20 protein-coding genes, 9 tRNA genes and 1 riboswitch are annotated in these 22760 nt (G+C 41.0%); of the genes, 25 read left to right on the forward strand and 4 right to left on the reverse strand.

Annotated features, from left to right (window positions below; translation table 11 throughout):
- Nucleotides 1-269 precede the first annotated feature (269 nt).
- The 4 genes from tyrS (at nucleotide 270) to KHQ31_RS00135 (ending at nucleotide 4088) form a co-directional block, all read left to right on the forward strand.
- Entirely contained in the window at nucleotides 270-1529 is a 1260-nt protein-coding gene (gene tyrS, locus KHQ31_RS00120; protein ID WP_213409033.1) for a tyrosine--tRNA ligase, read from the forward strand.
- Between the two features lie 95 nt (nucleotides 1530-1624).
- A riboswitch (purine riboswitch) is annotated at nucleotides 1625-1723 on the forward strand.
- Between the two features lie 81 nt (nucleotides 1724-1804).
- A complete protein-coding gene (locus KHQ31_RS00125; RefSeq protein WP_213409034.1) occupies nucleotides 1805-3091 on the forward strand; it encodes a nucleobase:cation symporter-2 family protein in 1287 nt (428 codons plus the stop codon).
- The gene (locus KHQ31_RS00130; RefSeq protein WP_213409035.1) at nucleotides 3091-3663 is read left to right on the forward strand and encodes a xanthine phosphoribosyltransferase; all 573 of its coding nucleotides are present in this window, start codon (nucleotides 3091-3093) and stop codon (nucleotides 3661-3663) included. The genes KHQ31_RS00125 and KHQ31_RS00130 overlap by 1 nt, the downstream gene beginning before the upstream one ends.
- Before the next feature lie 149 nt (nucleotides 3664-3812).
- Nucleotides 3813-4088 carry a hypothetical protein gene (locus tag KHQ31_RS00135; protein ID WP_213409735.1) on the forward strand — a complete coding sequence of 92 codons (276 nt, stop codon included), beginning with the start codon at nucleotides 3813-3815 and terminating at the stop codon, nucleotides 4086-4088.
- A gap of 80 nt (nucleotides 4089-4168) precedes the next feature.
- Here the strand turns inward: KHQ31_RS00135 and KHQ31_RS00140 are convergent.
- Nucleotides 4169-4239: transfer RNA gene (locus KHQ31_RS00140), tRNA-Cys, on the reverse strand.
- Between the two features lie 176 nt (nucleotides 4240-4415).
- Here KHQ31_RS00140 and KHQ31_RS00145 point away from each other — a divergent pair.
- The 8 genes from KHQ31_RS00145 to KHQ31_RS00180 all read left to right on the forward strand — a co-directional run bounded on the left by KHQ31_RS00145 (nucleotide 4416) and on the right by KHQ31_RS00180 (nucleotide 5662).
- A tRNA-Val gene (locus KHQ31_RS00145) sits at nucleotides 4416-4488 on the forward strand.
- Nucleotides 4489-4492: 4 nt separating this feature from the next.
- Nucleotides 4493-4566 (forward strand) — tRNA-Asp (locus KHQ31_RS00150).
- An 11-nt stretch (nucleotides 4567-4577) separates the two neighbouring features.
- Nucleotides 4578-4650, forward strand: a tRNA-Phe gene (locus KHQ31_RS00155).
- Nucleotides 4651-4673: 23 nt separating this feature from the next.
- Nucleotides 4674-4744 (forward strand) — tRNA-Trp (locus KHQ31_RS00160).
- Nucleotides 4745-4758: 14 nt separating this feature from the next.
- Nucleotides 4759-4832 (forward strand) — tRNA-His (locus KHQ31_RS00165).
- Between the two features lie 40 nt (nucleotides 4833-4872).
- Nucleotides 4873-4956: transfer RNA gene (locus tag KHQ31_RS00170), tRNA-Leu, on the forward strand.
- A 46-nt stretch (nucleotides 4957-5002) separates the two neighbouring features.
- Nucleotides 5003-5086: transfer RNA gene (locus KHQ31_RS00175), tRNA-Leu, on the forward strand.
- A 159-nt stretch (nucleotides 5087-5245) separates the two neighbouring features.
- Nucleotides 5246-5662, forward strand: a complete 417-nt coding sequence (locus KHQ31_RS00180) for a hypothetical protein (RefSeq protein ID WP_213409036.1) — start codon at nucleotides 5246-5248, stop codon at nucleotides 5660-5662.
- Between the two features lie 39 nt (nucleotides 5663-5701).
- Here KHQ31_RS00180 and KHQ31_RS00185 read toward each other — a convergent pair whose 3' ends face one another.
- The gene (locus KHQ31_RS00185) at nucleotides 5702-6931 is read right to left on the reverse strand and encodes an NCS2 family permease (RefSeq protein ID WP_213409037.1); all 1230 of its coding nucleotides are present in this window, start codon (nucleotides 6929-6931) and stop codon (nucleotides 5702-5704) included.
- Nucleotides 6932-7130: 199 nt separating this feature from the next.
- On the opposite strand from KHQ31_RS00185, the gene KHQ31_RS00190 reads away from it, so the two are divergent.
- The 7 genes from KHQ31_RS00190 (at nucleotide 7131) to KHQ31_RS00220 (ending at nucleotide 14144) form a co-directional block, all read left to right on the forward strand.
- Nucleotides 7131-7733: a YczE/YyaS/YitT family protein gene (locus KHQ31_RS00190; protein WP_213409038.1), complete on the forward strand. Its 603-nt coding sequence runs from the start codon at nucleotides 7131-7133 to the stop codon at nucleotides 7731-7733.
- A 179-nt stretch (nucleotides 7734-7912) separates the two neighbouring features.
- A complete protein-coding gene (locus KHQ31_RS00195; RefSeq protein ID WP_213409039.1) occupies nucleotides 7913-8767 on the forward strand; it encodes a YitT family protein in 855 nt (284 codons plus the stop codon).
- Nucleotides 8768-8792: 25 nt separating this feature from the next.
- Nucleotides 8793-9074 carry a zinc ribbon domain-containing protein gene (locus KHQ31_RS07920; protein ID WP_213409040.1) on the forward strand — a complete coding sequence of 94 codons (282 nt, stop codon included), beginning with the start codon at nucleotides 8793-8795 and terminating at the stop codon, nucleotides 9072-9074.
- Nucleotides 9075-10384: 1310 nt separating this feature from the next.
- Nucleotides 10385-11578 carry a methionine adenosyltransferase gene (gene metK, locus KHQ31_RS00205; protein ID WP_213409041.1) on the forward strand — a complete coding sequence of 398 codons (1194 nt, stop codon included), beginning with the start codon at nucleotides 10385-10387 and terminating at the stop codon, nucleotides 11576-11578.
- 102 nt (nucleotides 11579-11680) lie between these two features.
- Complete coding sequence (locus KHQ31_RS00210; protein ID WP_213409042.1) at nucleotides 11681-12442, forward strand: hypothetical protein; 762 nt, start codon at nucleotides 11681-11683, stop codon at nucleotides 12440-12442.
- Nucleotides 12443-12586: 144 nt separating this feature from the next.
- Nucleotides 12587-13981: a 23S rRNA (uracil(1939)-C(5))-methyltransferase RlmD gene (rlmD, locus tag KHQ31_RS00215; RefSeq protein WP_213409043.1), complete on the forward strand. Its 1395-nt coding sequence runs from the start codon at nucleotides 12587-12589 to the stop codon at nucleotides 13979-13981.
- Complete coding sequence (locus KHQ31_RS00220) at nucleotides 13971-14144, forward strand: hypothetical protein (RefSeq protein WP_213409044.1); 174 nt, start codon at nucleotides 13971-13973, stop codon at nucleotides 14142-14144. The genes rlmD and KHQ31_RS00220 overlap by 11 nt, the downstream gene beginning before the upstream one ends.
- A gap of 114 nt (nucleotides 14145-14258) precedes the next feature.
- Here the strand turns inward: KHQ31_RS00220 and KHQ31_RS00225 are convergent, their stop codons facing one another.
- Nucleotides 14259-14771 carry an rRNA methyltransferase gene (locus KHQ31_RS00225; protein ID WP_213409045.1) on the reverse strand — a complete coding sequence of 171 codons (513 nt, stop codon included), beginning with the start codon at nucleotides 14769-14771 and terminating at the stop codon, nucleotides 14259-14261.
- A 126-nt stretch (nucleotides 14772-14897) separates the two neighbouring features.
- Here KHQ31_RS00225 and leuS point away from each other — a divergent pair, with 126 nt between their 5' ends.
- From leuS to KHQ31_RS00245, 4 genes are all read left to right on the forward strand, one after another.
- Complete coding sequence (gene leuS / locus KHQ31_RS00230) at nucleotides 14898-17312, forward strand: leucine--tRNA ligase (RefSeq protein ID WP_213409046.1); 2415 nt, start codon at nucleotides 14898-14900, stop codon at nucleotides 17310-17312.
- Nucleotides 17313-17486: 174 nt separating this feature from the next.
- Nucleotides 17487-17559, forward strand: a tRNA-Arg gene (locus tag KHQ31_RS00235).
- Nucleotides 17560-17585: 26 nt separating this feature from the next.
- Nucleotides 17586-19511, forward strand: a complete 1926-nt coding sequence (locus tag KHQ31_RS00240) for a putative polysaccharide biosynthesis protein (protein ID WP_213409047.1) — start codon at nucleotides 17586-17588, stop codon at nucleotides 19509-19511.
- 193 nt (nucleotides 19512-19704) lie between these two features.
- On the forward strand, nucleotides 19705-19842 hold the full coding sequence (locus tag KHQ31_RS00245) for a hypothetical protein (RefSeq protein WP_213409048.1): 138 nt from the start codon (nucleotides 19705-19707) through the stop codon (nucleotides 19840-19842).
- A 66-nt stretch (nucleotides 19843-19908) separates the two neighbouring features.
- On the opposite strand, the gene KHQ31_RS00250 is transcribed toward KHQ31_RS00245, so the two are convergent.
- Nucleotides 19909-20208 (reverse strand): DUF7671 family protein, encoded by a 300-nt coding sequence (locus KHQ31_RS00250; protein ID WP_213409049.1) that lies wholly within the window; start codon nucleotides 20206-20208, stop codon nucleotides 19909-19911.
- Between the two features lie 336 nt (nucleotides 20209-20544).
- On the opposite strand from KHQ31_RS00250, the gene KHQ31_RS00255 reads away from it, so the two are divergent.
- Both KHQ31_RS00255 and lepB read left to right on the forward strand, forming a co-directional pair.
- Nucleotides 20545-21882, forward strand: a complete 1338-nt coding sequence (locus KHQ31_RS00255) for an APC family permease (protein WP_213409050.1) — start codon at nucleotides 20545-20547, stop codon at nucleotides 21880-21882.
- A gap of 117 nt (nucleotides 21883-21999) precedes the next feature.
- Nucleotides 22000-22608 carry a signal peptidase I gene (gene lepB / locus KHQ31_RS00260; RefSeq protein ID WP_213409051.1) on the forward strand — a complete coding sequence of 203 codons (609 nt, stop codon included), beginning with the start codon at nucleotides 22000-22002 and terminating at the stop codon, nucleotides 22606-22608.
- Nucleotides 22609-22760 lie beyond the last annotated feature (152 nt).

The following is a 22760-nucleotide window of genomic DNA, read 5'->3' on the forward strand; positions in this document are numbered from 1 at the left end:
AGTCATATAAGAACATGGTATACTAACAACATGTATTGATGACTCGAGTAGGGAAATTGGTGGACAGATAGAGACGTAGTGGTTGGCTGTAAACTACGCAAATCCAATGACCGAAGTACACCATCACAAAAAGTACACGCGACTCGGCGTTATGAGGTTAAGTGGCCAACATGTTGGCAATTTAGGTGGTACCGCGTTTATAACAAGCGTCCTAATCGATTACTCGATTTGGGGCGCTTTTTTATTATCGAAAAGCAGAGGAGACAATCATGGCAGAAAATATTCTACAAGAATTAGCATGGCGTGGCGCAATTAACCAACAAACTGATGAACAAGGTTTGTTGGAACAAATGGAAAAGGAACAAATTGGGGTTTACGTTGGGATTGACCCAACTGGATCATCAATGCACATTGGGCACTTGATTCCATTCATGATGCTTAAGCGATTCCAAAAGGCTGGACAACGCCCAGTTATCGTTGTTGGTGGTGCAACTGGTTCAATCGGTGACCCATCAGGTAAGAAGTCAGAACGTGCCATGATTACTGAAGAAGACGTTTTGTACAACGTTGAAAAGATTCGTGCACAAATGGAAAAGTTGTTTGGAGCGGATGGATTTACAATCGTAAACAACCGTGACTGGCTAGGAAACTTGTCATTAATTGACTTCTTGCGTGATTACGGTAAGTTGTTCTCAATCAACACAATGTTGGCTAAGGATGTTGTGGCATCACGTTTGGAAACAGGAATTTCATTTACTGAATTCACTTACCAAATCTTACAATCAATTGACTTCCACGAATTGTGGACACGTGAAAACGTACGTCTACAATTGGGAGGATCTGACCAATGGGGAAACATCACTGGTGGAATTGATTTGATTCACAAGCTAGAAGGATCAGATGCACCAGCCTTTGGATTGACTGTACCATTGTTGTTGAAGTCTGACGGAACTAAGTTCGGTAAGTCAGAAGGTGGCGCAATCTGGCTAGACCCAGAAAAGACAACACCATACGAATTCTACCAATTCTGGTTGAACACAGCCGATGCTGACGTTGAAAAGATGTTGAAGTTCTTTACTTTCTTGTCACAAGACGAAATTGCTGCTTTGATGGCTGAAATGGCAGAAAATGCTGCTGGTCGTGCAGCGCAACGTCGTTTGGCGGAAGAAGTAACAGCTTTTGTTCACGGTGAAGAAGCTGTGAAGACAGCTGAATTGATGACAAACGTTTTGTTTGGTAAGGCAGATGTTGCTAGTTTGTCACGTGACGAAGTCGCTGCATTGGCTGATAATGTGCCTAGCTTTGAAATCGCTGCAGAAGCAATCAATGTTGTTGACTTGGTTGTGGCTGCGGGGATGGAAGCCTCAAAGACACGTGCCCGTGAAGCAGTTACTAACGGTGCTATCCGTGTGAACGGGGAACAAATCATGGACATTGAAGCTATTATTGATCCATCTGCTAACTACGAAGGAGACTTCGTGATTGTTAAGCGTGGTAAGAAGAAGTGGGCAGTTGCACGCGTTAAGTAATTAACGGCTTAGCTGCTTATTAATAATTGAATAACCATGTTAATTATTTTTTGTAAATGGATATAGCTTTCGAATAAGAACTTTGCTATACTTGAAAAAAATTAATAACGCCTGTGAGTATAATAGTTGGAGAATGGCCAACGAGTATCTACCTCTGTCCCTAGACGGAGACTACTCCCTTAAACAAAAAACACCCATTCTTTTTGCATTGGGTGTTTTTTTGTTCTCTTAATTAGCTAGCAATCAGGTGCATTCAACAGGAGGATAAACAACACATGGAAACGACACAGCCAAACCCAATCAAATCCGCGATTCTAGGACTACAACACGTCCTAGCGATGTATTCCGGAGGTATTTTAGTTCCGTTATTGATTGGAACAGCTTTACAATTTAACGCGCAACAAATGACTGTGTTAATTTCTGCGGACATCTTTATGACTGGAATTGGGACACTTCTACAATTGAAGCGTACAGCATTTACAGGGATTGGATTGCCCGTTGTGTTGGGGTCAGCCATTCAATCGGTAACGCCCCTGATTAACATTGGAAGTACATTAGGAATTGGTGCGATGTACGGAGCAGCAATGGGAGCCGGAATCTTCATCATGTTGATTTCAAGCTTGTTTGCCAAGCTACGTAATTACTTCCCACCAGTTGTTACTGGTTCTTTGATTACGGTTATTGGATTTTCATTGATTCCAATTGCTATCATGAACCTAGGTGGCGGGGATGTTAATTCAGCCGACTTTGGTAGTTTATCTAACTTACTAGTGGGGTTTGTAACGATGGTAATTATCGTTGGGCTAACACTATTTGCTAAGAACTTTACTAAGGCGATTGCTGTTTTGCTAGGAATTATTGGTGGAACGATTTTTGCTTCATTCATGGGGGATGTTTCATTAGCTTCTGTTGGACAAGCAGCATGGTTCCAAGTGCCAACACCATTCGTCTTTGGGACACCTACATTCCATTGGTCAGCCATCGTAACAATGAGTGTCGTAGCACTTACTTCATTGATTGAATCAACTGGTGTGTACTTCGCCTTGTCTGATCTAACAGGACAAAAAGTAACTGAAAAAGATTTAACACGTGGATACCGTTCTGAAGGGTTGGCCGTTACCATTTCAGCTATTTTCGGGGCTTTCCCATACTCAACGTTCTCTCAAAACGTTGGGGTTGTACGTTTGTCAGGTTTGAAATCTAAGCGTCCAATTTACTACGCTGCGGGAATTTTGTTGCTAATTGGTTTGCTACCAAAGATTGGTGCCCTAGCAACAATCATCCCAAGTTCAGTTTTGGGTGGCGCAATGTTCATCTTATTTGGTACGATTGGTATTCAAGGGATTACAATTTTGAGTAAAGTTGATTTTTCAAGTGATCGTAATTTGATTATTGCGTCAGTCGCAATTAGTGCTGGAATTGGTGTGGCAATGTACCCACAAATTTTCCAACAGTTACCAGATATGGTACGCTTAATTATCCAAAATGCTGTGGTTGTTACATCAATCCTAGCGGTATTCTTGAATATTGTTTTGCCAAATCGTGAAAAGGAGCTTGTATAATGCAACTATTAGAAGAAAAAATTCGTCAAGATGGACGTGTCATTGGAACCGAGGTTTTGAAGGTTGATAACTTCTTGAACCACCAAGTTGATCCAGCACTTATGGCAGCAATGGGACGCGAATTTGCCCAATTATTCGCTGATAAGGGAATTACTAAGGTGATGACAGTAGAGTCTTCTGGAATTGCACCAGCGGTCTTTACTGCCCTAGAACTTGATGTGCCAATGGTATTTGCTCGTAAGAAGAAGTCACTAACATTGACAGATGACAACTATACAGCAGATGTTTACTCATTTACTAAGCAAGAAACCAACCACATTATCGTGGATAAGCGCTTCATTTCATCAAATGATAAGGTGCTTTTGATTGATGATTTCTTGGCTAATGGACAAGCTGTACAAGGGATGATGGAAATTCTAGATGCCGCTGAAGCGGAACTTGTTGGTGTTGGAATTGTTATCGAAAAGACATTCCAAAAGGGTCGCGAATTGTTGGATGAAAAGAATGTTCACGTTGAATCTTTGGCACGTATTGCTGCGTTCGAAGATGGACAAGTTATCTTTGCAGACTAATTAGTTATGCGAATTAACTTGAAATAATAGACAGAAAAACCACTTATGGCAGATAAAATCTACCGTAAGTGGTTTTCTTTTGTTTGAGGCGATATTTTGCAACTAAATATAAGTCGGTTAAATTAGTATGTTTGTGCATATAATTAGATATGGAAAAATATAAAGTTGGTGATTTAGTGGCCTTGCCTAATCGTATTAAACATTTAGGTATTGCGAAAGTAATTATGTGGATTGGAAAGCAAGGGGGACGTATCATGATGAAGTTTAAAGTCGGTAGTCAAGTAGAATTGCCTGAAGAAAAATATCCCAACGTACAAGGGATTGTAATCTTTTTAGACGAAAAGAATGATAAGTATCTTGTTCGTTTTAACGGCACACAACAATTGTATTTTACAGAAAATGAATTACGTTCATGGGATCAATAACCGTATGAGATAGTGTGGTGCATTGAAACAAAAAAATACCCGCTCAGTCATTTATAATGACTAAGCGGGTATTTATGTGAAGGTGGTGACGGGAGTCGAACCCGCGATCACGGTTTTGCAGACCACTGCCTTACCACTTGGCTACACCACCACAACAAGAGTCTATTATATAAGAAAATGGCGATATATGCAATGGATTTAGCATGATCAGACTTTTAGCACAGAATAATTTTTTTAAACTTTATCCGTAAAAAGGCTTGCAATGTCTGAATATGCTAGGTATAATAATTTTTGTTGTTAAATATGAATTTAGCAAAAAACATGTATGGACGTTTAGCTCAGCTGGGAGAGCACCTGCCTTACAAGCAGGGGGTCACAGGTTCGATCCCTGTAACGTCCACTTTGGTCGCATGGTCTAGGTGGTTAGGACGCCTGCCTGTCACGCAGGAGATCACGGGTTCGAGTCCCGTTGTGACCGTAGTAATACATGGCGCGATAGCTCAGTTGGTAGAGCATACGATTGAAGCTCGTAGTGTCGACGGTTCGATTCCGCCTCGCGCCATTTGCAATCTAACGATTGCCTTTAGGGGTATAGTTTAACGGTAGAACGACGGTCTCCAAAACCGTTGGTGTGGGTTCGATTCCCTCTACCCCTGCTTGTATTATTATGGCGGTTGTGGTGAAGTTGGTTAACACACTGGTTTGTGGTTCCAGCATGCGCGGGTTCGAGTCCCGTCAATCGCCCTTTGAAACATTGTTTCATCATTGATTATTATTGGTATTTGCCGTTGTGGCGGAACTGGTAGACGCGCTGGACTCAAAATCCAGTTCCCGCAAGGGAGTGTGGGTTCGATTCCCACCGACGGCATTCCTAGATTGAAAAATCTGGATCGCACGTACCAAATAATCAAATTGCCGTTGTGGCGGAACTGGTAGACGCGCTGGACTCAAAATCCAGTTCCCGCAAGGGAGTGTGGGTTCGATTCCCACCGACGGCATTCCGTAAACACCTAGTTGATATTCTCAACTAGGTGTTTTTTTATGTTTTAAAATAGATCCGCCGTTATAATTTGTGTTTTGAAGGTAATATCAGTATCAAACATGTTGGTGTACAATGTAGTGGTATAAGTTACTTTAAAAATCTGGGAGGGATATTTATGACAACGGCAGGACATGAAACAGAGTTGTTTGCGCTATTGGCCAATCAATTAACATCAGCGCTGAAAAGTATGGACGCTTCGGCGATCATTGAACGAGAGAAATATGTTTTTGAGCCAGGACATGAACGAGTACGTATCGATTTGTTTACGTATGCTGCTGGTAAAACTCATATTTATGCAGGAAAGAAAGATACCGCAACACTAAAAGATGTGTATCGGTTGATGATGTATTGGGATGGATTGATCCGTGATGAGGGAAATGTGGATGTTGGGTATTTAGTTGCGGCAAGACATCCAGAAGTGGTTAAAGAATTAATTGACCAAAAAAATGCATTAAGAGATGAACATAATAATCCGATTTACAATTTTGAACTAAAAACTTGGCAAGAATTAGGTATCCCATATCCGGGATAAAAAAAAGCAATCATCTATGATGATTGCTTTTTCTATTGATTAACGTGAACGGAACTTAGACAAGATCCAGTCGATCAAGCTAAGAACTAGGTAGATTAATCCACCTAGCAGGATTCCATCACTGATTGAGTGTGTCAATGGCATTCCTAGAACAATCAAGAAGGCTGAAGCAGCAATCTTGAAGTTGCTCCAATCGATGTCCTTCAAGTGCCCAAGCATCAATACCCCAACAACGATCAATGCACTAGCAGTGATGTGTGGTGTGATAACTGATAGCAATGGTGAGAAGAACAATGAAAGTCCGAATAGACCAGCTACAACAACTGAAGTCAATCCAGTACGTCCACCAGCGGATACACCGGCCGTTGATTCAACGAAGGCAGTTGCTGGAGAAGTACCAAAGATTGATGATGATAGGTTACCCAATGAGCTAGCAAACAATGACTTGTTTGTATCGCGGTCTGACTTCATGGCTCCTTGAACCCCTAGGATAGTTCCTGTTGTGTCAAAGAATGGTACCAAGAAGAAAGTAATCACGATTGGCAAGATGTGCCAGTTCATGACGTCAGGCAAGTGTGTAATCGCTTGTCCGAACGTAGGGGCCATGCTAGGGACAGATGATACCAATGTTTCAGGTTGGTGGATAAGACCTGTTAGAAGTCCAATAAGCGCTGTAACAAGCATTCCAATGAAGATGGCGCCTGGTACACGGTAGTAGAATAGCGCAAAGCTAATCAAGATACCAGTGATTGTCAAAAGTGACAATGGTGCTGTTAGATCACCAAGAGTCGTGAATGTCGCAGGATCTGCAACAATCAAGCCACTTCCAGTCAATCCGATAGTTGCGATCAATAGTCCGATACCGGCGCTAATCGCAGCCTTTAGGTCTGCAGGGAAGATGTTGATGATCCAGTCACGAACGGGTGTCAAAACAACGATCGTGTATAGGATACCAGCTAGTAACATGGCACTCAAAGCTTCTTGCCAGCTGTATCCTTGTTGGATAACAACTGAGAAGACGAATGCTGAGTTAATTCCCATACCTGTAGAAATCGCGATTGGCATGTTGGCAATCAAAGCCATCATTAATGTACCAAAGATCGTTACTAAGGCAGTTGCTGTAAAGACAGCCCCTTTATCCATACCTGCTTGAGACAACATTTCAGGTTGTACAAACAAAATATAAGACATAGAAATAAATGTTGTGAAACCAGCTGTGATTTCCTTACGGACTGATGTTCCGTGTTGTGCTAATTTAAAAAACTGCATATAAACTCCTAATCTATGTGTAACAGTGTAAGTTATAAAATTACCACTGTTTGGCTGTTGAGACAAGTTATCAATGAAGTAGAACAGGTGAGTTTGTTAATGATGGAAACAATTAAAGCCCTAACTGGTTTAGTTTGGTGCATGCTATACTAAACATACAAAAGATTTAGCTCGTAAAGAGCTCGGAGGACACAACGATATGCAGTTTGCGAAAAGAGTAGTTTTGGTAATTATTGGGTTGAGTTTGTTAGCGTTGGGGGCTGCTTTGTTGAGTGCCTCAGGTGTTGGAGTTGATCCGTACACAGCGATGAACTTTGGGATTGGACAAGTAACAGGCATTGGGCTAGGAAACGCCCAATTATTGGTTAATGTTATTTTGATTATCTTTGTGCTGTTCAATCGTCGCAGTGTAATTGGACTGGGAACGCTAATTAACATTGTGTTTGTTGGCTATGCGGTGCAATTCTTTAGTGGATTCTTGAACAATGGTCCGATTAATTTACAAGCAAACTACTTCATGATGGCCGTAGGATTAGTTGTCGGTGTGTTGCTATACGCTTTGGGAATTACGATGTACGTCGATGCTGGTTTGGGACAATCACCATATGAAGCGGTTGCGCCAATTGTTTCTGATATGCTAGATAAGTCATATACATCAGTTCGTACCGTACAAGATGTCTTGGTGTTATTGCTTGCGATGGTCTGTGCAGGGTTTACGTTCGTTGGAATAGGAACAATCTTGTGTGCCTTTGGGACGGGAATTTTGATTACATTTTGGCGCAAAGTGTTGCCAAGTATCTAAAAAATGAAGCAACGAAAAAGACCGCCTGATGGTGGCCTTTTTTTATGGATTGAAAAATATTAAAAAAGTTACGAAATGCTAAAAAACACTAACGAATACATGCTAGTTCCATGGTTTTTTAAAGTTTCTTCCCATATAATGGAATGAAAGAGTAGTTTATATTAGGGAGATATAGATATATGAGAAAACGCCGTCGAAAACTTATTAATGCGACTTGGTTTCGCACACTAGTCATTCTAATGGCACTAGAATTAATTGCCATTGCAATTAACTTCTTTTATGCACCGATTAATGTTGCTGCGGGAGGTGCCACTGGTGTGTCAATCTTGTTGAATGCCGCATTTGGCGTGGATCGTGCGTTGACGGTGTTAGTAATTAACGTATCAATGATTGTTTTAGCCGCTTTTTTCTTAGAAAAGCGAGTTGTTAAAAATATTGCCTTTGGTAGTTTGGCTTTACCAGTATTGTTGAAATATACGCCAAGCTTTCAATTGGTCGAAGATAGCTTGATGGCTGTGATTATTGGGGGAGCAGTATTTGCTACTGGAGTGGCAATTTTGTATCGTCTAGATGCTTCAGCAGGTGGTACAACGGTGCCGCCGATGATATTGAAGAAATACTTCAATATCAACACAGCGTATTCGTTGCTAACGATTGATATGATTATTACTTTGTTTAACTTGTTTGTTGCTGGAACAAATGCGTTCTTCTTGGCTGGTTTCTCGTTGGTAATTACGTCAATGGTTATGCGCCGAATCGAAACAGGGTTGAATTTGAAACAACAAGTAACAATCATGAGTAACGAATATGGTCATGAAATTCGAGAAGCTTTGTTAAATGAAGAACAAAGTTTAACGATTTTTGATGTTCGTGGTGGATATACAGATAATAATCGCGAAATGTTGATGGTCTTAGTTGATAGTCAAGATTATGGACATTTAATCCGTATTATTCGTGACATAGATGAAGAAGCGTTTGTTGTCACAACGAATGTGACCGAAGCGCAAGGTGGCACAATGCGACTAGGTGCATAAGACAGAAAATAATGGTGGTACGGAAATGTTTAAGTCAAAACAATATTGTCAGAGTTGTGGATTTATTTTAACCCGAGAAAATGCAGGGACTAATGCAGATTTATCACATAGTCATCTATATTGTCAGGTGTGTTTTCAACGTGGGCGTTATACGCAACCGTACATTACGTATCGCGATATGGTAAAGAAGTGTTATAGCAGATTGAATGTGAAAGATATGCCCTGGTGGAAACGCTATGGATATCTTGTAGGATATCCAATGTTTTTACGTACATTAGCAAGATGGCGTAGTAGAGTAGTATCTTAATACATTAAAATACAATGAGAATTTTGGACCGTCATCAGAAATGATGACGGTTTTGTGTATTTTATGCATGGAAAGTATGCACAAAAAATTAGCAAAGCAGTAGTTTCGGAATATCTTAAAGTGGACTTAAGTAATATGAAAAGTGTTTGAATTCCATTTTTTTATAAAAAAATAAACAAATAAACATACTTGTGTATATAAAATATGTGTTGGTATTCGTGTTAAAACGTTACAATATGCGATTTTTTTGCAAAAATGATTAAAAATAAACGCTAAAAGTTGTTGATTTATATAATCATAGACGGTATTATAATAAATGTTGAAAGGGCAGCCTTTCGACATCCCATATAGTAACATACACTACTCATATTATCGCAGTCTTCCCAACTGCGAACCTACTCCGATTCCCTGTCTTTCCCAGGCAGTGGAGTTAAGATCGATAGGCTTTCCCAGCCTGTCTTGATCCGAAAAAACCCTGGACTCCCAACCAGGTTTTTTTTGTTGCCTTTTTTACATAGATATAGGAAGAATGGGCCTGAAAATGTAAATACTTAACCCTGTTACTTATTTAAGGTTAGTTTTATGTTGTTTTATTTTTTGTTTAAGTTGTGGGCGTTATTATTATTTATGTCGAAAGGGTAACCGATCGACAACCCAAGCAAAAACATATACTCATAATTGTCATCTGATGAAGATGACAGCTCCTATTCCTAAATTGGAAATTCGAAAGAATCTCCGCTAATAGCACCTATATATATGCCCCTAACATATATGTAGGTCCGAAACGACCACGAAACCTCATTCGTGGTCGTTTTTCTTTTAACAAAAAGAGAAAAAATAGATTTGGAGAATAAAATAAATAGTGTTAATATAATCACCTGTAATAAAACACATAGATTTATGGAGATATTATGAAAGATAAAGCAGTACATATGGAAAAGTGGATCGTGGCGGTATTGGCATTGTTACTTGTAGGGGGTGCATGCCTATGTATTACTCGTCACTACACTCACTATAGTTTTGGGCAACAATCGTCAGCGAATGACAAAGCACAACACAGTGTTGTTTATTAGCTTTAAGCCTTGATTCTACGGGTTAAACCAGTTAGAATAATGACTTAAAGAAAAAATCGAATAATCAGACAAACCTATCAAGAGTTCAGGGAGGGAGTAGACCCGATGATCTGGCGCCAGCTTACCCCTATTAGGGCGATGTGGTAATTTCTAACAGATAGGCACATATCGAACCCCGACATGTTGCCTAGTATCAGGTATGTCGGGGTTATTTATTTCCCAGAGGAGAGATATATTATGATTGAAAAGCGTTTATTTACTTCAGAATCAGTTTCAGAAGGACACCCAGATAAGGTTTCAGACCAAATCTCAGATGCCATCTTGGACGCCGTGTTGGCACAAGACCCACAAGCACGTACAGCGATTGAAACATCAGTGACAACTGGTTACGTTAACGTCTTTGGAGAAATCTCAACAAGTGCCTACGTAAACATCAACCAAATCGTACGTGACACTTTGACACGTATTGGTTACGATGATCCAGATGCTGGTTTCTTGGCAGACGACGTTCACGTTGGAATTACAATTGATGAACAATCACCTGACATCGCACAAGGAGTTGATTCAGCCATTGAACAACGTGAAGATGGTGGTAAGGATCCGCTTGATGAAATTGGAGCCGGTGACCAAGGGTTGATGTTTGGTTACGCTACTAACGAAACTGAAGAATTCTTGCCAGTTTCTGTTGTATTGTCACACGAATTGGTTAAGAAGCAAGCTGAACTACGTCGTTCAGGTGCTTTGAACTACCTATTGCCAGACGCAAAGGCACAAGTAACGGTTGAATTGGACGATAACGACCAACCAACACGTATTGACGCAGTTGTTCTTTCAACACAACACCGCGAAAACGTTACATTAGAACAATTGCGTGCAGATGTTCGTGAACAAATCATCGACCCAATCTTGCCTGCAGAACTTGTAGATGACGAAACACGTTACTACATCAACCCAACTGGTCGTTTCGTTATCGGTGGACCAAAGGGTGACTCAGGAATGACTGGTCGTAAGATCATCGTTGACACCTACGGTGGATACGCACGTCACGGTGGTGGTGCCTTCTCAGGTAAGGACGCAACTAAGGTTGACCGTTCAGCTGCCTACGCAGCACGTTACATCGCTAAGAACATCGTTGCCGCTGAATTGGCGGATAAGGTTGAATTGCAAGTTGCCTACGCTATCGGTGTGGCTGCGCCTGTTTCAATCAACGTGAACACATTCGGCACTGGTAAGGTTTCAGATGCTGAATTGGTGACTGCAGTACGTGAATTGTTTGAACTACGTCCTGCTGGAATCATCGCTGACCTTGACCTACGTCAACCACGTTACCAAGCAACTGCTGCATACGGACACTTCGGTCGTCCTGAACTAGACTTGCCATGGGAACGCCTAGACAAGGTTGAAGACCTAAAGGCATACTTTAACAAGTAATCAATGAAGAGCACTCATAGAAATATGGGTGCTTTTTTATTTGCATTGAAATATTTAAACGCTACAATAAATATGTAAATATATTTAGGGAGTGTGAGATATATGAAGAAGTGGGAAGAGTTAACAAGTGATGAATTGAATCTATTGGAAGTGCTGTATTGGGTAGCAATGTTTCCGGAAACAGCTGACAAAATGCCTGAAGACAAGGAAAAACCTGATGGGAAAGCTATTTGTGTTAATGCGTTATATCGTAATATAGAATTTAAGAAACGGATGAAGGAAGTCAATACACACATTTGGGAAGAAGTTGGGGAAGGCTTTGAACCTAAGTGGCCGTATGAGGCTGATCGTATGAAGTGGGATAATGAAACTAAGATTAATCCATTAAGGTCTATTTTGAATCATTTAAGTGCAGATGGTTTCTTAGAGGTGAATGAACGTATGGGTGATGCTGATATTGTTAGTAAGATCTCAATTACTGATGATGACACCCCTTATAATTTCAAAGCATTGGCTCCAGAAGGCCAATCACTTGTGTTTATTCAAATTTGTCGCGCTGGATTAGTTGTAGCAGAACAATGGATTGCACATCGAAAAAAATTGGCAGCTCAACAAGAAGAAATTGCAGCACAAAAGGCAGAAACTGAAGCATCAAAGCGTCTAGAACGTATCATTGGTGTTATGGGGGGATTAGCAATTGTTGTAGCAATGCTTGAGTGGAATTGGACAGAAGCGAATCTGACTATGACGGTTGCTCGTTCTATTATGATTGTGATGTTAGTGGGACTGGCAGTATGGCAATGGGACGCAATTCGTGCATTGTTTGGGCTTGATAAGAGTAAGAGATCAGTCAAAGCGGAATAATGATTGTGTGATAAAAAGATAATTTTATAAACAGAATTTGGACGATATTATTCGATGACGTAGTACACATTCGGCAACCATGTTATTAAAAGGCGTTTTGTGGCATAATTGATAAATAACTAATCGAGATTGAGATGGCGAAATATGAGACCTAAAGTAAATATCCCTGTAAAGATGGGAGAGCACCATACTGGTGTTGTACAAGAAGTACAATATAATGGACAAGCCATTGTGATGGTCGATGAATATCCAATTCACCTAGACAATGCTTATCCAAATGAAACTGTGACCTTTGAAATTACACAAGTTAATCGTAAGTTTGCGCGTGCGGTTTTGGTAGAAGTCGTGGAAGCGTCTGAAGATCGTGTTGATTCAGGTCGCGATGATCTATTGATGACTGGAATTGCACCATACCTTAACTTGTCATATCCTGCGCAACTAAAGTTGAAGCAAGAACAAGTGACTAAGATTTTTGAACGCGCAAATGTACCAGCGACCGTTGCGCCAACAATTGGGATGGAAGATCCAACTCATTACCGTAATAAGACTGTGGTGCCTATGCAATATAAAGATGGTCACCTAGAAACAGGATTTATTAAGCGTGGAACACCAGACGAAATTGTGCCGTTGGAAGATTACTTCGTGAATGATCCAGTGATTGATGAAGTGATTGGATTAGTGCGTGATGTTTTGGATAAGCATCAAGTATCAATCTACTCTGATTTAACAGAACAAGGTGAAATGCGTTATATCATGGTTCGTCGTGGATACTACACCCACGAAACAATGGTTGTGTTGGTTACGCAAACGGCAACGTTAAAAGATGAAGCCGAAATTGCCGAAGAAATTGCGGCCGTGGTACCAGGAATTAAGAGTATTGTCTTGAACCATAACCCACGTTCATTGCATTTGATGACATCAGGTGACAATCGTACCCTTTGGGGTGCCGACGCGATTCATGATGAATTGCTAGGAATTGATTTTGAAATTGGACCAAACTCTTTCTACCAAGTTAATCCACAAACAACTGAAGTATTGTATGCCTTGGCTGCCGAAAAAGCTGAACTAACAGAAAATGACACCATCATTGATGCTTATTCAGGAATTGGAACGATCGGGCTTTCTGTAGCGGACCAAGTGAAGGAAGTTATTGGTGTTGAATGGGTGGCGCGTGCCGTAGAAGATGCGGAAAAGAACGTTGCCAATAACCAGATAACAAATGCGCGTTTTGTGACGGGGGATGCGCCTGCACAAATGAAGGCGTGGCATGCAGAAGGTGTTCGACCTGAAGTTGTTTTCGTAGACCCAACTCGTCCAGGATTAACTCCTGAATTGATGGATGCGGTTGTTGATATGCGTCCAACACGTTTTGTGTATATCTCATGTAACCCAGAAACAATGGCGCGAGATGCACGTTACATGCTAGATAAGGGATTTGAACTACATGGTGATATTCAACCACTTGATCAATTCCCGCAAACAGCTCACGTTGAAGCCGTGGCAGTATTCGTTCCTGGAGAAGAAACTAATGAAGATTAAAAAGAGTACAGCGTATATGTTGGTATTGTTGTTTTTGTTTGTTGTTGCATTGCAAAACATTCAGAACAACAACCCTTGGATTGCCGTTCCAGTAATGGTTGCGATTATGGTGATTGTTATTGTTTGGTCTATTGAACGTTTTAAAATGACACACCGTAAATAAGCGAAATAAATAGATAACTTATATGGGTTATCTGTTTTTTTATGCTTAAAATCCGTCAAGATAATTAAGTCGTAAAAAAGCTAGTCAGACATTGTGTCTAACTAGCTTTTTAATTTATTTACGTTGTAGCAACAATGCAGATTCACCAATTAGCAAATCAGTAAATTGTTCTACTTCGTAAGTATTAGTTGGTAATTTCTTGGCGTATTCAGAAATATCAGCGATACTCTCTACTTGATCAGCCAATAATAAGATAATGCCGTTTTCCTTTAGGTTCAACAACAACATTTTTACAGTCGTTAGTAGCGCTGTTTGATCGTCTTCGGCAGTGATTTGGAAAACTGCTGCACCGATTGGTGTTGTTGGGTCTAGGTAGTTGGGAATATCTGTGTAAGGCTTGCTAATCAAGTCAACACGTTCGTGTAACCCACTTAGGAAAAGAGATGTGGCAACGTCGTCAATGTCAGCCTTAGTTTCAGAAAATGATAGTACTTTTCCGGCTTCGCCGACACGACTAGCTAAAAAGCGAGTGATATCACCGTGTTTAATTGTGGCATCGATGGTTAAATCACCGATTTGAATCGCTTCATCGAGCGTGATTTGAGCTAATTTTTGAACAGAACGCATGTCGTTTCCTCCGGATAAGATATTGGTCTTAGTGTACCACAAAACTAGTACATACATTAATTGCGGAACATTGAAAGCAACGCTGATTTTTGGTAAAGTTAAGTAATTAAAGCGAGGTTAGTGAAAATGGCATATCAACATCAAAAAATTGAAAAAAAGTGGCAACACTATTGGGACGAGAACCAAACGTTCAAGACTTCTAGCGCCCACGATAAAGAAAAGTACTTTGCAATGGATATGTTCCCATTCCCATCAGGGCAAGGGCTACACGTTGGACATCCAGAAGGATACACAGCGACTGATATTGTGTCACGTATGAAGCGTATGCAAGGATTCAACGTTTTGCACCCAATGGGATTTGATGCCTTTGGTTTGCCAACTGAAGAATACGCGATTAAGACAGGTACAGATCCAAAGACAGTTACACGTGAAAACGTGAAGAACTTCCGTCGTCAAATGAAGGCCCTAGGGTTGTCATACGACTGGTCACGTGAAGTGAATACAACTGATCCACATTACTATAAGTGGACACAATGGATCTTCGAACAATTGTACAAGATGGACTTGGCATACGAAGATGAAATCATGGTTAACTGGGCCCCTGACTACAATGGTGGAACAGTTGTGGCCAATGAAGAAATCATCGATGGTAAGACTGAACGTGGTGGCTTCCCAGTTTACCGTGTTCCAATGCGCCAATGGGCATTGAAGATTACGGCTTACGCAGATCGTTTGATTGATGATTTGGATGGCCTAGACTGGCCAGACGCCATCAAGGAACAACAACGTAACTGGATCGGACGTTCAATCGGAGCAGCCGTTAACTTTAACGTTGTTGGCAACGATGCAAAGGTTGAAGTCTTTACAACTCGTGCAGACACATTGCACGGCGCAACTTACCTAGTGTTGTCACCAGAACATGATTTGGTAGAACAAATCGTTACTGATGACCAAAAGGAAGCAGTTGCAGCATTCAAGGAAACTTTGGCAACAAAGTCTGACTTGGAACGTACTGACTTGAACAAGGATAAGTCTGGTGTCTTCACTGGTGCTTACGCCGTTAATCCTGTTAACGGTGAAGAACTACCAATTTGGGTAGGGGACTATGTGTTGGCTTCATACGGAACGGGTGCTGTTATGGCTGTTCCGGCACATGACCAACGTGACTTTGAATTCGCAACTAAGTACGGATTGCCAATGGTACAAGTTATCGAAGGTGGCGACATTACAGAAGCTGCTTACACTGGTGACGGTGTACACATCAACTCAGGTGACTGGGATGGTATGGATAAGGCAACTGCTATTGATGCCGCAATCACTTGGTTGACTGAAAACGGCGCTGGTGAAAAGCGTGTGAACTACCGTTTGCGTGACTGGATCTTCTCTCGTCAACGTTACTGGGGTGAACCAATTCCAGTTATTCATTGGGAAGATGGTGAAACAACACTAGTTCCTGAAGACGAATTGCCACTACGATTGCCAGAAATTGATAACATCATGCCATCAGGTACTGGTGAATCTCCATTGGTTAACGTAGACGAATGGGTTAATGTCGTGGATGAAAATGGACGTAAGGGAAAGCGTGAAACGAACACAATGCCACAATGGGCTGGTTCATCATGGTACTACCTACGTTACATGGATCCACACAATCAAGATGAATTGGTTTCTAAGGAAGCTATTGACTACTGGCAATCAGTAGACTTGTACATTGGTGGTGCAGAACACGCCGTACTACACTTGTTGTACGCTCGTTTCTGGCACAAGGTATTGTACGACCTAGGAGTTGTACCTACTAAGGAACCATTCCAATCATTGGCTAACCAAGGTATGATTCTTGGAGAAAACCACGAAAAGATGTCTAAGTCTAAGGGTAATGTTGTTAACCCTGATGATGTCGTTGAAGAATATGGTGCCGACACACTTCGTATGTACGAAATGTTCATGGGACCTTTGGACCAATCAATTGCTTGGTCTGAAGAAGGTTTGGCTGGATCTCGTCGTTGGTTGGACCGTGTATGGCGCTTGTTTATCGATGAAGAAGACAAGCTACGTGACCGTGTAACAACTGCGGATGACGAAAAGCTAAAGAAGGTCTACAACGAAACTGTTAAGAAGGTAACAGACGATTACGAAAACCTACGTTTCAACACGGCGATCTCACAAATGATGATCTTCGTAAACGAAGCTTACAAGGTTGATATGATTCCTGTTGCTTACATGGAAGGCTTCTTGCAATTGCTAAACCCAATTGCACCGCATTTGGCAGAAGAACTATGGTCATACCTTCACCCTGAAGAAACAATGACTTACAGTGCTTGGCCAACATACGATGAAGCGGCATTGGTTGAATCAGAAATCAAGTTGGTTGTGCAAGTGAACGGTAAGGTTCGTGCCAACATCATGATTCCTGCGGACGCTGATCGTGAACAAATGCAAGCATTGGCTCTTGCGGATGAAACAATCCAAAAGTGGTTGGATGGCGCAGAACCTAAGAAGGTGATCGCTGTTCCTGGAAAGCTTGTAAATATTGTTGTGTAAATAAAACAAATGAAGACACCTTAGGGTGTCTTTTTTGTATATCAAATAAAATACCAAAAGATATTTTTTAAATTGACGTGTTTTCATTTATAAAAATTACGGGTGAATAGTGATTTTTTTAAGGTGAAATCAGGTATAATTACTAATTGAGTGACTGGTTTCAGTCACGATTATGGCGTTATAGTTCAACGGGATAGAACAAGAGCCTCCTAAGCTTTAGATCACAGTTCGAGTCTGTGTAACGTCATCAGAATTGGGAGAGGATAATAACCGATGATTGATGAGAATGACCACAAAGTGTCTGCTGAAGACACAGAAACCAAACAACTAAATACTTTGCCGGTTCGACCAGTTGAACAAAAAGAAATTGATGTTCATGAAGTATCAGACCCATTTGCCAAGGATGCGCCAAACCCAGAAGATTTGATTTTTACAGATCCTGAAGGTCCAACTTATGTGGCTGGTAATCAATTCGTTGACCAAGCCCCACGTTTGGGAGCAACAACCCTAATTGACTTGTCACAAGTGCAACAAGAATTAGACAATCTTGATTCAGATGGGGATGAGGAAGAAATCTCAGACTTTGATGAAGCCAACGCCGCTTCACGTATGTTGCGTGGGTCAATGTGGATGACCATTGGAAGTCTAGCGTCACGATTCCTTGGAGCGATTTATATCATTCCTTGGGTAGCGATGATTGGTAACGTCTACTTTAACCAAGCAAATTCATTGTACGCGCAAGGTTACCAAATCTATGGTGTGGCTTTGATGGTTGCAACGGCTGGGTTACCAAACGTTGTTGCCCGTCTTGTGGCGGAATACAGTGCCAAGAAAGAATTTGGGACTGTTAAACAGGTCCTAAAGCAATCTTTGTTGCTTGGTGGAGCAATGGGAGCGGCAGCTGCCTTGTTCCTATATCTATTCGCAGGACTATTAGCTCAAGGTGATCCAAACGTTGTGTTGGTTATCCGTTCGCTAACCGCAGCAGTCCTAGTGATTCCAATCCTAGCCATGCTACGTGGATTCCTACAAGGATATGAGATGATGGCGCCATCTGCTATTTCACAGTTTGTGGAACAAGTGGTCCGTGTTATCTACATGTTAGGAATGACTTATTGGATTATGGTTGCGACGAATGGTAGTTGGGTAGATGCAACTGTGCAATCAACCTTTGCGGCCTTCTGGGGAGCGTTAGCTGGTATTGCGGTACTTATCTTCAGTATGATTCGTCGTCGTGACTTCTTTAACCGACAAGCAGAACAATCAATTCAAGTAGAAGATGTTGATACTCGTCAATTAATGATTCGTATGGCTCGCCAATCTGTCCCAGTTATCTTGGGTGGATCAGCAATTGCCTTGGTACAATTGATTGACCAATACACATTCTTCAATATCATGAAGACCTTTACTTCATTTGGTGCAACAGCAGTACAAGATATGTATGCGCAATTTGCTTTTAATTCTAACAAGTTGGTGATGCTAACGATTTCACTAGCCGTTGGACTAGCTGAAACAGCCTTGCCATTGTTGGCGCGTGCTCGTGAAACGCGTGATTTCGATATCATTAGTGATCGTATTACGTACGCTATGAAGCTTTTGAGCTTTGTGATGGTACCGGCAGCGTTGGGGATGGCAGTTATCGCCCAACCATTGTACCTATTGTTCTACAACACAAATGACGTCCACAATGGAACACTAGTGTTGCAATACGCAAGTATCACATCAATCGTGCTAGGATTGTACATGGTTGTTTTGGCTATGTACCAAGGACTTGGTCGTTTACGTGAAACAGTGCAATTGTTGGGTGTTATTATCGTTGCTAAGCTGATTCTACAAGTACCACTAACATTGGCGTTTGCTGGAATGGGACCATTGATGTCTACAGCAATTGCATTCTCAGCGGGAATCTTCCTAGCACTACGTCGCTTGAGCCGTGACTACGGTATTGATTGGGATCCATTCAATAAGTCATTGGTTATCATCTTGATGTGGAGCTTAATCATGTTCTCAGTGACTCTACCATTTAGCATGATGCTAAGTAGCGTTCTTGGAACAGGTAAGTTGGTTCAATTGTTTATTATCTTGATTGTTGGTGGACTTGGTGGGGCAATTTATGGAATTGCTGCACTAAAGACACCATTAGCTGTTGATGTTCTTGGACCTCGAGCTGAAAAGCTAGCCAAGAAGTTGCCGTTTTAAATAAAATAAAGAAAAAGTTATCCACAAAAAACTGTGGATAACTTGTGGAAAACCATAGATTTATGTGGATAACTCGACATAACACGTGGAAAACTACGCTGATTGCCTAAATATAGCGATTTGATTTGACCTTAAGTTAAATAATAGCTATAATAATATGGTTATCGATAACACTAGATGGAGGAATTTAACTATGGCTATGAAGTCACCATATAACTCATGGGCAAGCCGCCGTCCAGTTGGAAACGACACTAAGAAGAAGCAACGTGTTGCTGAAGTTGTCAACATCCAACAATGGGCTAAGGGTACTGCCGAGTTGAAGTCAAAGTAATTTGATTTTTAAATCGTGATAAAAAGACCAACGTAGATATACGTTGGTCTTTTTTTGTCGTCTTTTTTAGTTAATCTTATTCAACAAGTTATTGAATGTCTCAGTATCTAAAGCAGTTGTGAGAAAACGACTCATCGGTGTAATGTCATGACGCGCATTAAATTTCAGAGGACGAGTCTCCACAATTACGACTGTTTGTTGATTTTCAGTTAGAAATAACTGACCAGGGGCACTGAATTTACCTTTCGTATGTTTCCCGATACGCCAACTATGTACGGAAATGGGCTCTTTGGGAGCGAAACCACCATTATTTGTGGGCGTTAAAACAATCCCAATGAGTTCCAAGGTTGGATACTTACTAGCCATAATCAAACCACCTTTCTATTGTTATTCATTATAGCAAAAAGTGATTATACTATTTGTTTTTCACCAAAAGAACGCAGTGAATAGGTACGATATTTATTTTTCAAAACAAGCGATATTTCGGTTAAACACGAACTATACGAAAAACAAAACGTACAATCATTCAGCTATATGAAAAAAAGTGGTAAAAAAAGCCCTTTTTTAATTTTAATGTTTGCGTTATGCAAGAAAGGTGTGCTATTCTAGGTGACGTTGAATGTTGCTGTAATCAAATGTGAAACGTTTTACAGTAATACACGTTATCAATGTTCAGAATGAACACATTAAGGGGTTGGAGTTATGTCAGAAGGTGTCAAACTAAAGCGTTCAATGGGTCTGTGGTCAGGATTATCTTTGGTCATCGGAACTGTTATTGGATCAGGTGTATTTTTTAAGCAAGCGAGTGTTCTTGAACAAGCAGGAAGCACAACTGCTGGATTAGCAGCATGGATCGTCGGAGGTATCATTACTTTGGCGGCTGGATTGACTATTTCAGAAGTTGCTGCTCGTTTGCCAAAGACTGGTGGATTGTACAGCTACATCGAATCACTATATGGTTCAGCAGCTGGATTCTTAACTGGTTGGATGCAAGTTATCGTGTATGCACCGGCTGTTATTGCTTCAATTGGTGGATATGCTGCCTTCCTGACAGCGAACTTCTTGGGATTGCCTACAGAAGCAGCTCGTTGGATCACGATTTCATACATCATGTTGGTGGTGTTGATTAACGTTTTGGAAAACCGCGTTACGGCTGCTTTCCAAGTAATCACGACATCAATTAAGATGATTCCGATTGTGCTATTGATTGGATACGGATTGTTCTTTGGACAAGTTGATGCGTTGGGTCAAACTGTGACACAACTAACATCTACAGCTAAGGGTGGATTCGGAATGGCCGTTTTGGCAACTTTGTTTGCTTATGATGGTTGGATCTTGCTATCTAACTTGGCAGGAGAACTAAAGAACCCACGTCGTGACATGCCGCGTTCAATCGTTTACGGTGTGTCAATCATCGTATTGGCTTACGTTGGTGTTACTTACGCTGTTTACCGTGCGTTGCCAGCAGAACAAATCATTGCTTTGCAAAACAACTCAACATTCGTAATGGCTACACAAGCTTTTGGTGAATTTGGTGGACGTGCTTTGAGTATCACAATCATCATCTCAATGTGGGGAACATTGAATGGTAAGATGATTGCTTTCCCTCGTATGGCATACGCAATGTCAAAGGACGGATTGTTCCCTAAGTACTTGTCACGTTTGAACGCGAAGACACAAGAACCAATTGCGGCAATTCTTTCAGTTGCGGCAATAGCTATGTCAATTGCCTTGTTCACTAACTCAGCTGACCGTCTATCTGACATTGCTATCTTCACTATCTGGATTTTCTACACAGCGGCATTCTTTGGAATCTTTATTCTACGTCGTCAAAGCAAGAAGAACCCAGATACACAAGAAGCCCCATTGTTTAAGACACCTTTGTACCCAATCACACCATTGGTTGCGATTGGTGGAGCGATGTTCGTATTGATCTCAACCCTTCAATCCGACTTCCAAAGCGTTATGATTTCAATGGTTATGGTTGGACTTGGTTTGCCAGTCTACCACTACTACCGTAAGAAGAATAACGTACAATAATTTATAATTAAAAAAGACCTCAAAAATTATTTTGAGGTCTTTTTTCTAAGTTAGAGATAAAGCACATAAGCGGTCATTGAGCCGAAAGAGTAATCAAAAAAGTAAGGATATTTAGAAATGAATGTATTGAAAAAGATTTTTGGCGTTGTTATGCCATTGGTAGTTGGCTGCGGAATTGCGTTGCTACTTAACGCATTTGTATTAACGATTGTGACGGTAGATGGGGAATCAATGGAACCCAATCTTCATGATCGAGATAAAGTTGTAGCCCTGAAGTTCAAAGATGTTACGCGCAATGCCGTCATTCTATTTGAAGCAAACGGTGTTGATCCAAAAGCTCAAGGGCAGAAACAAAAGCTGTATGTAAAACGTGTAATCGGGGTGCCAGGTGATGAGATTACTTACACTAACGAAGGTGACTTGTTTGTAAATGGTGTGAAAGATCCACAAAACTATTTAACTGAACCACAAAAAATTAATGGCACACTAGATATGTTGCAAGGAGACCTAGCCAGCCAAGGATTTACGTTAGCGAGTTTGTCACAACAACAAAATTGGCTAGCACCAACAACGGTTAATAAAGTGCCCGCAGATTCATATTTTGTGATGGGAGATAACCGCGCGATTTCAAATGATAGTCGTGCTTGGGGATTCGTACCCAAGGATAAGATCAAAGGCGTTGTATACGCACCCTTCTGGATTGAAAATGATGGGCTAATCAATTAGATGGAGCAATTTTGACATGTATTTTTTACTGTGCTATGCTAGCAAGCATGTCAAAGAAGGAGAGCACTTTTTATGTTTAAAATGACTGCCACACAGAAGGATATTGTAATGCGCCGAGAGGCACTTGCAAAATAATCAGATCAAAATGCAAT

This window comes from Weissella ceti (assembly GCF_018394055.1).
Lineage (GTDB): Bacteria > Bacillota > Bacilli > Lactobacillales > Lactobacillaceae > Weissella > Weissella ceti.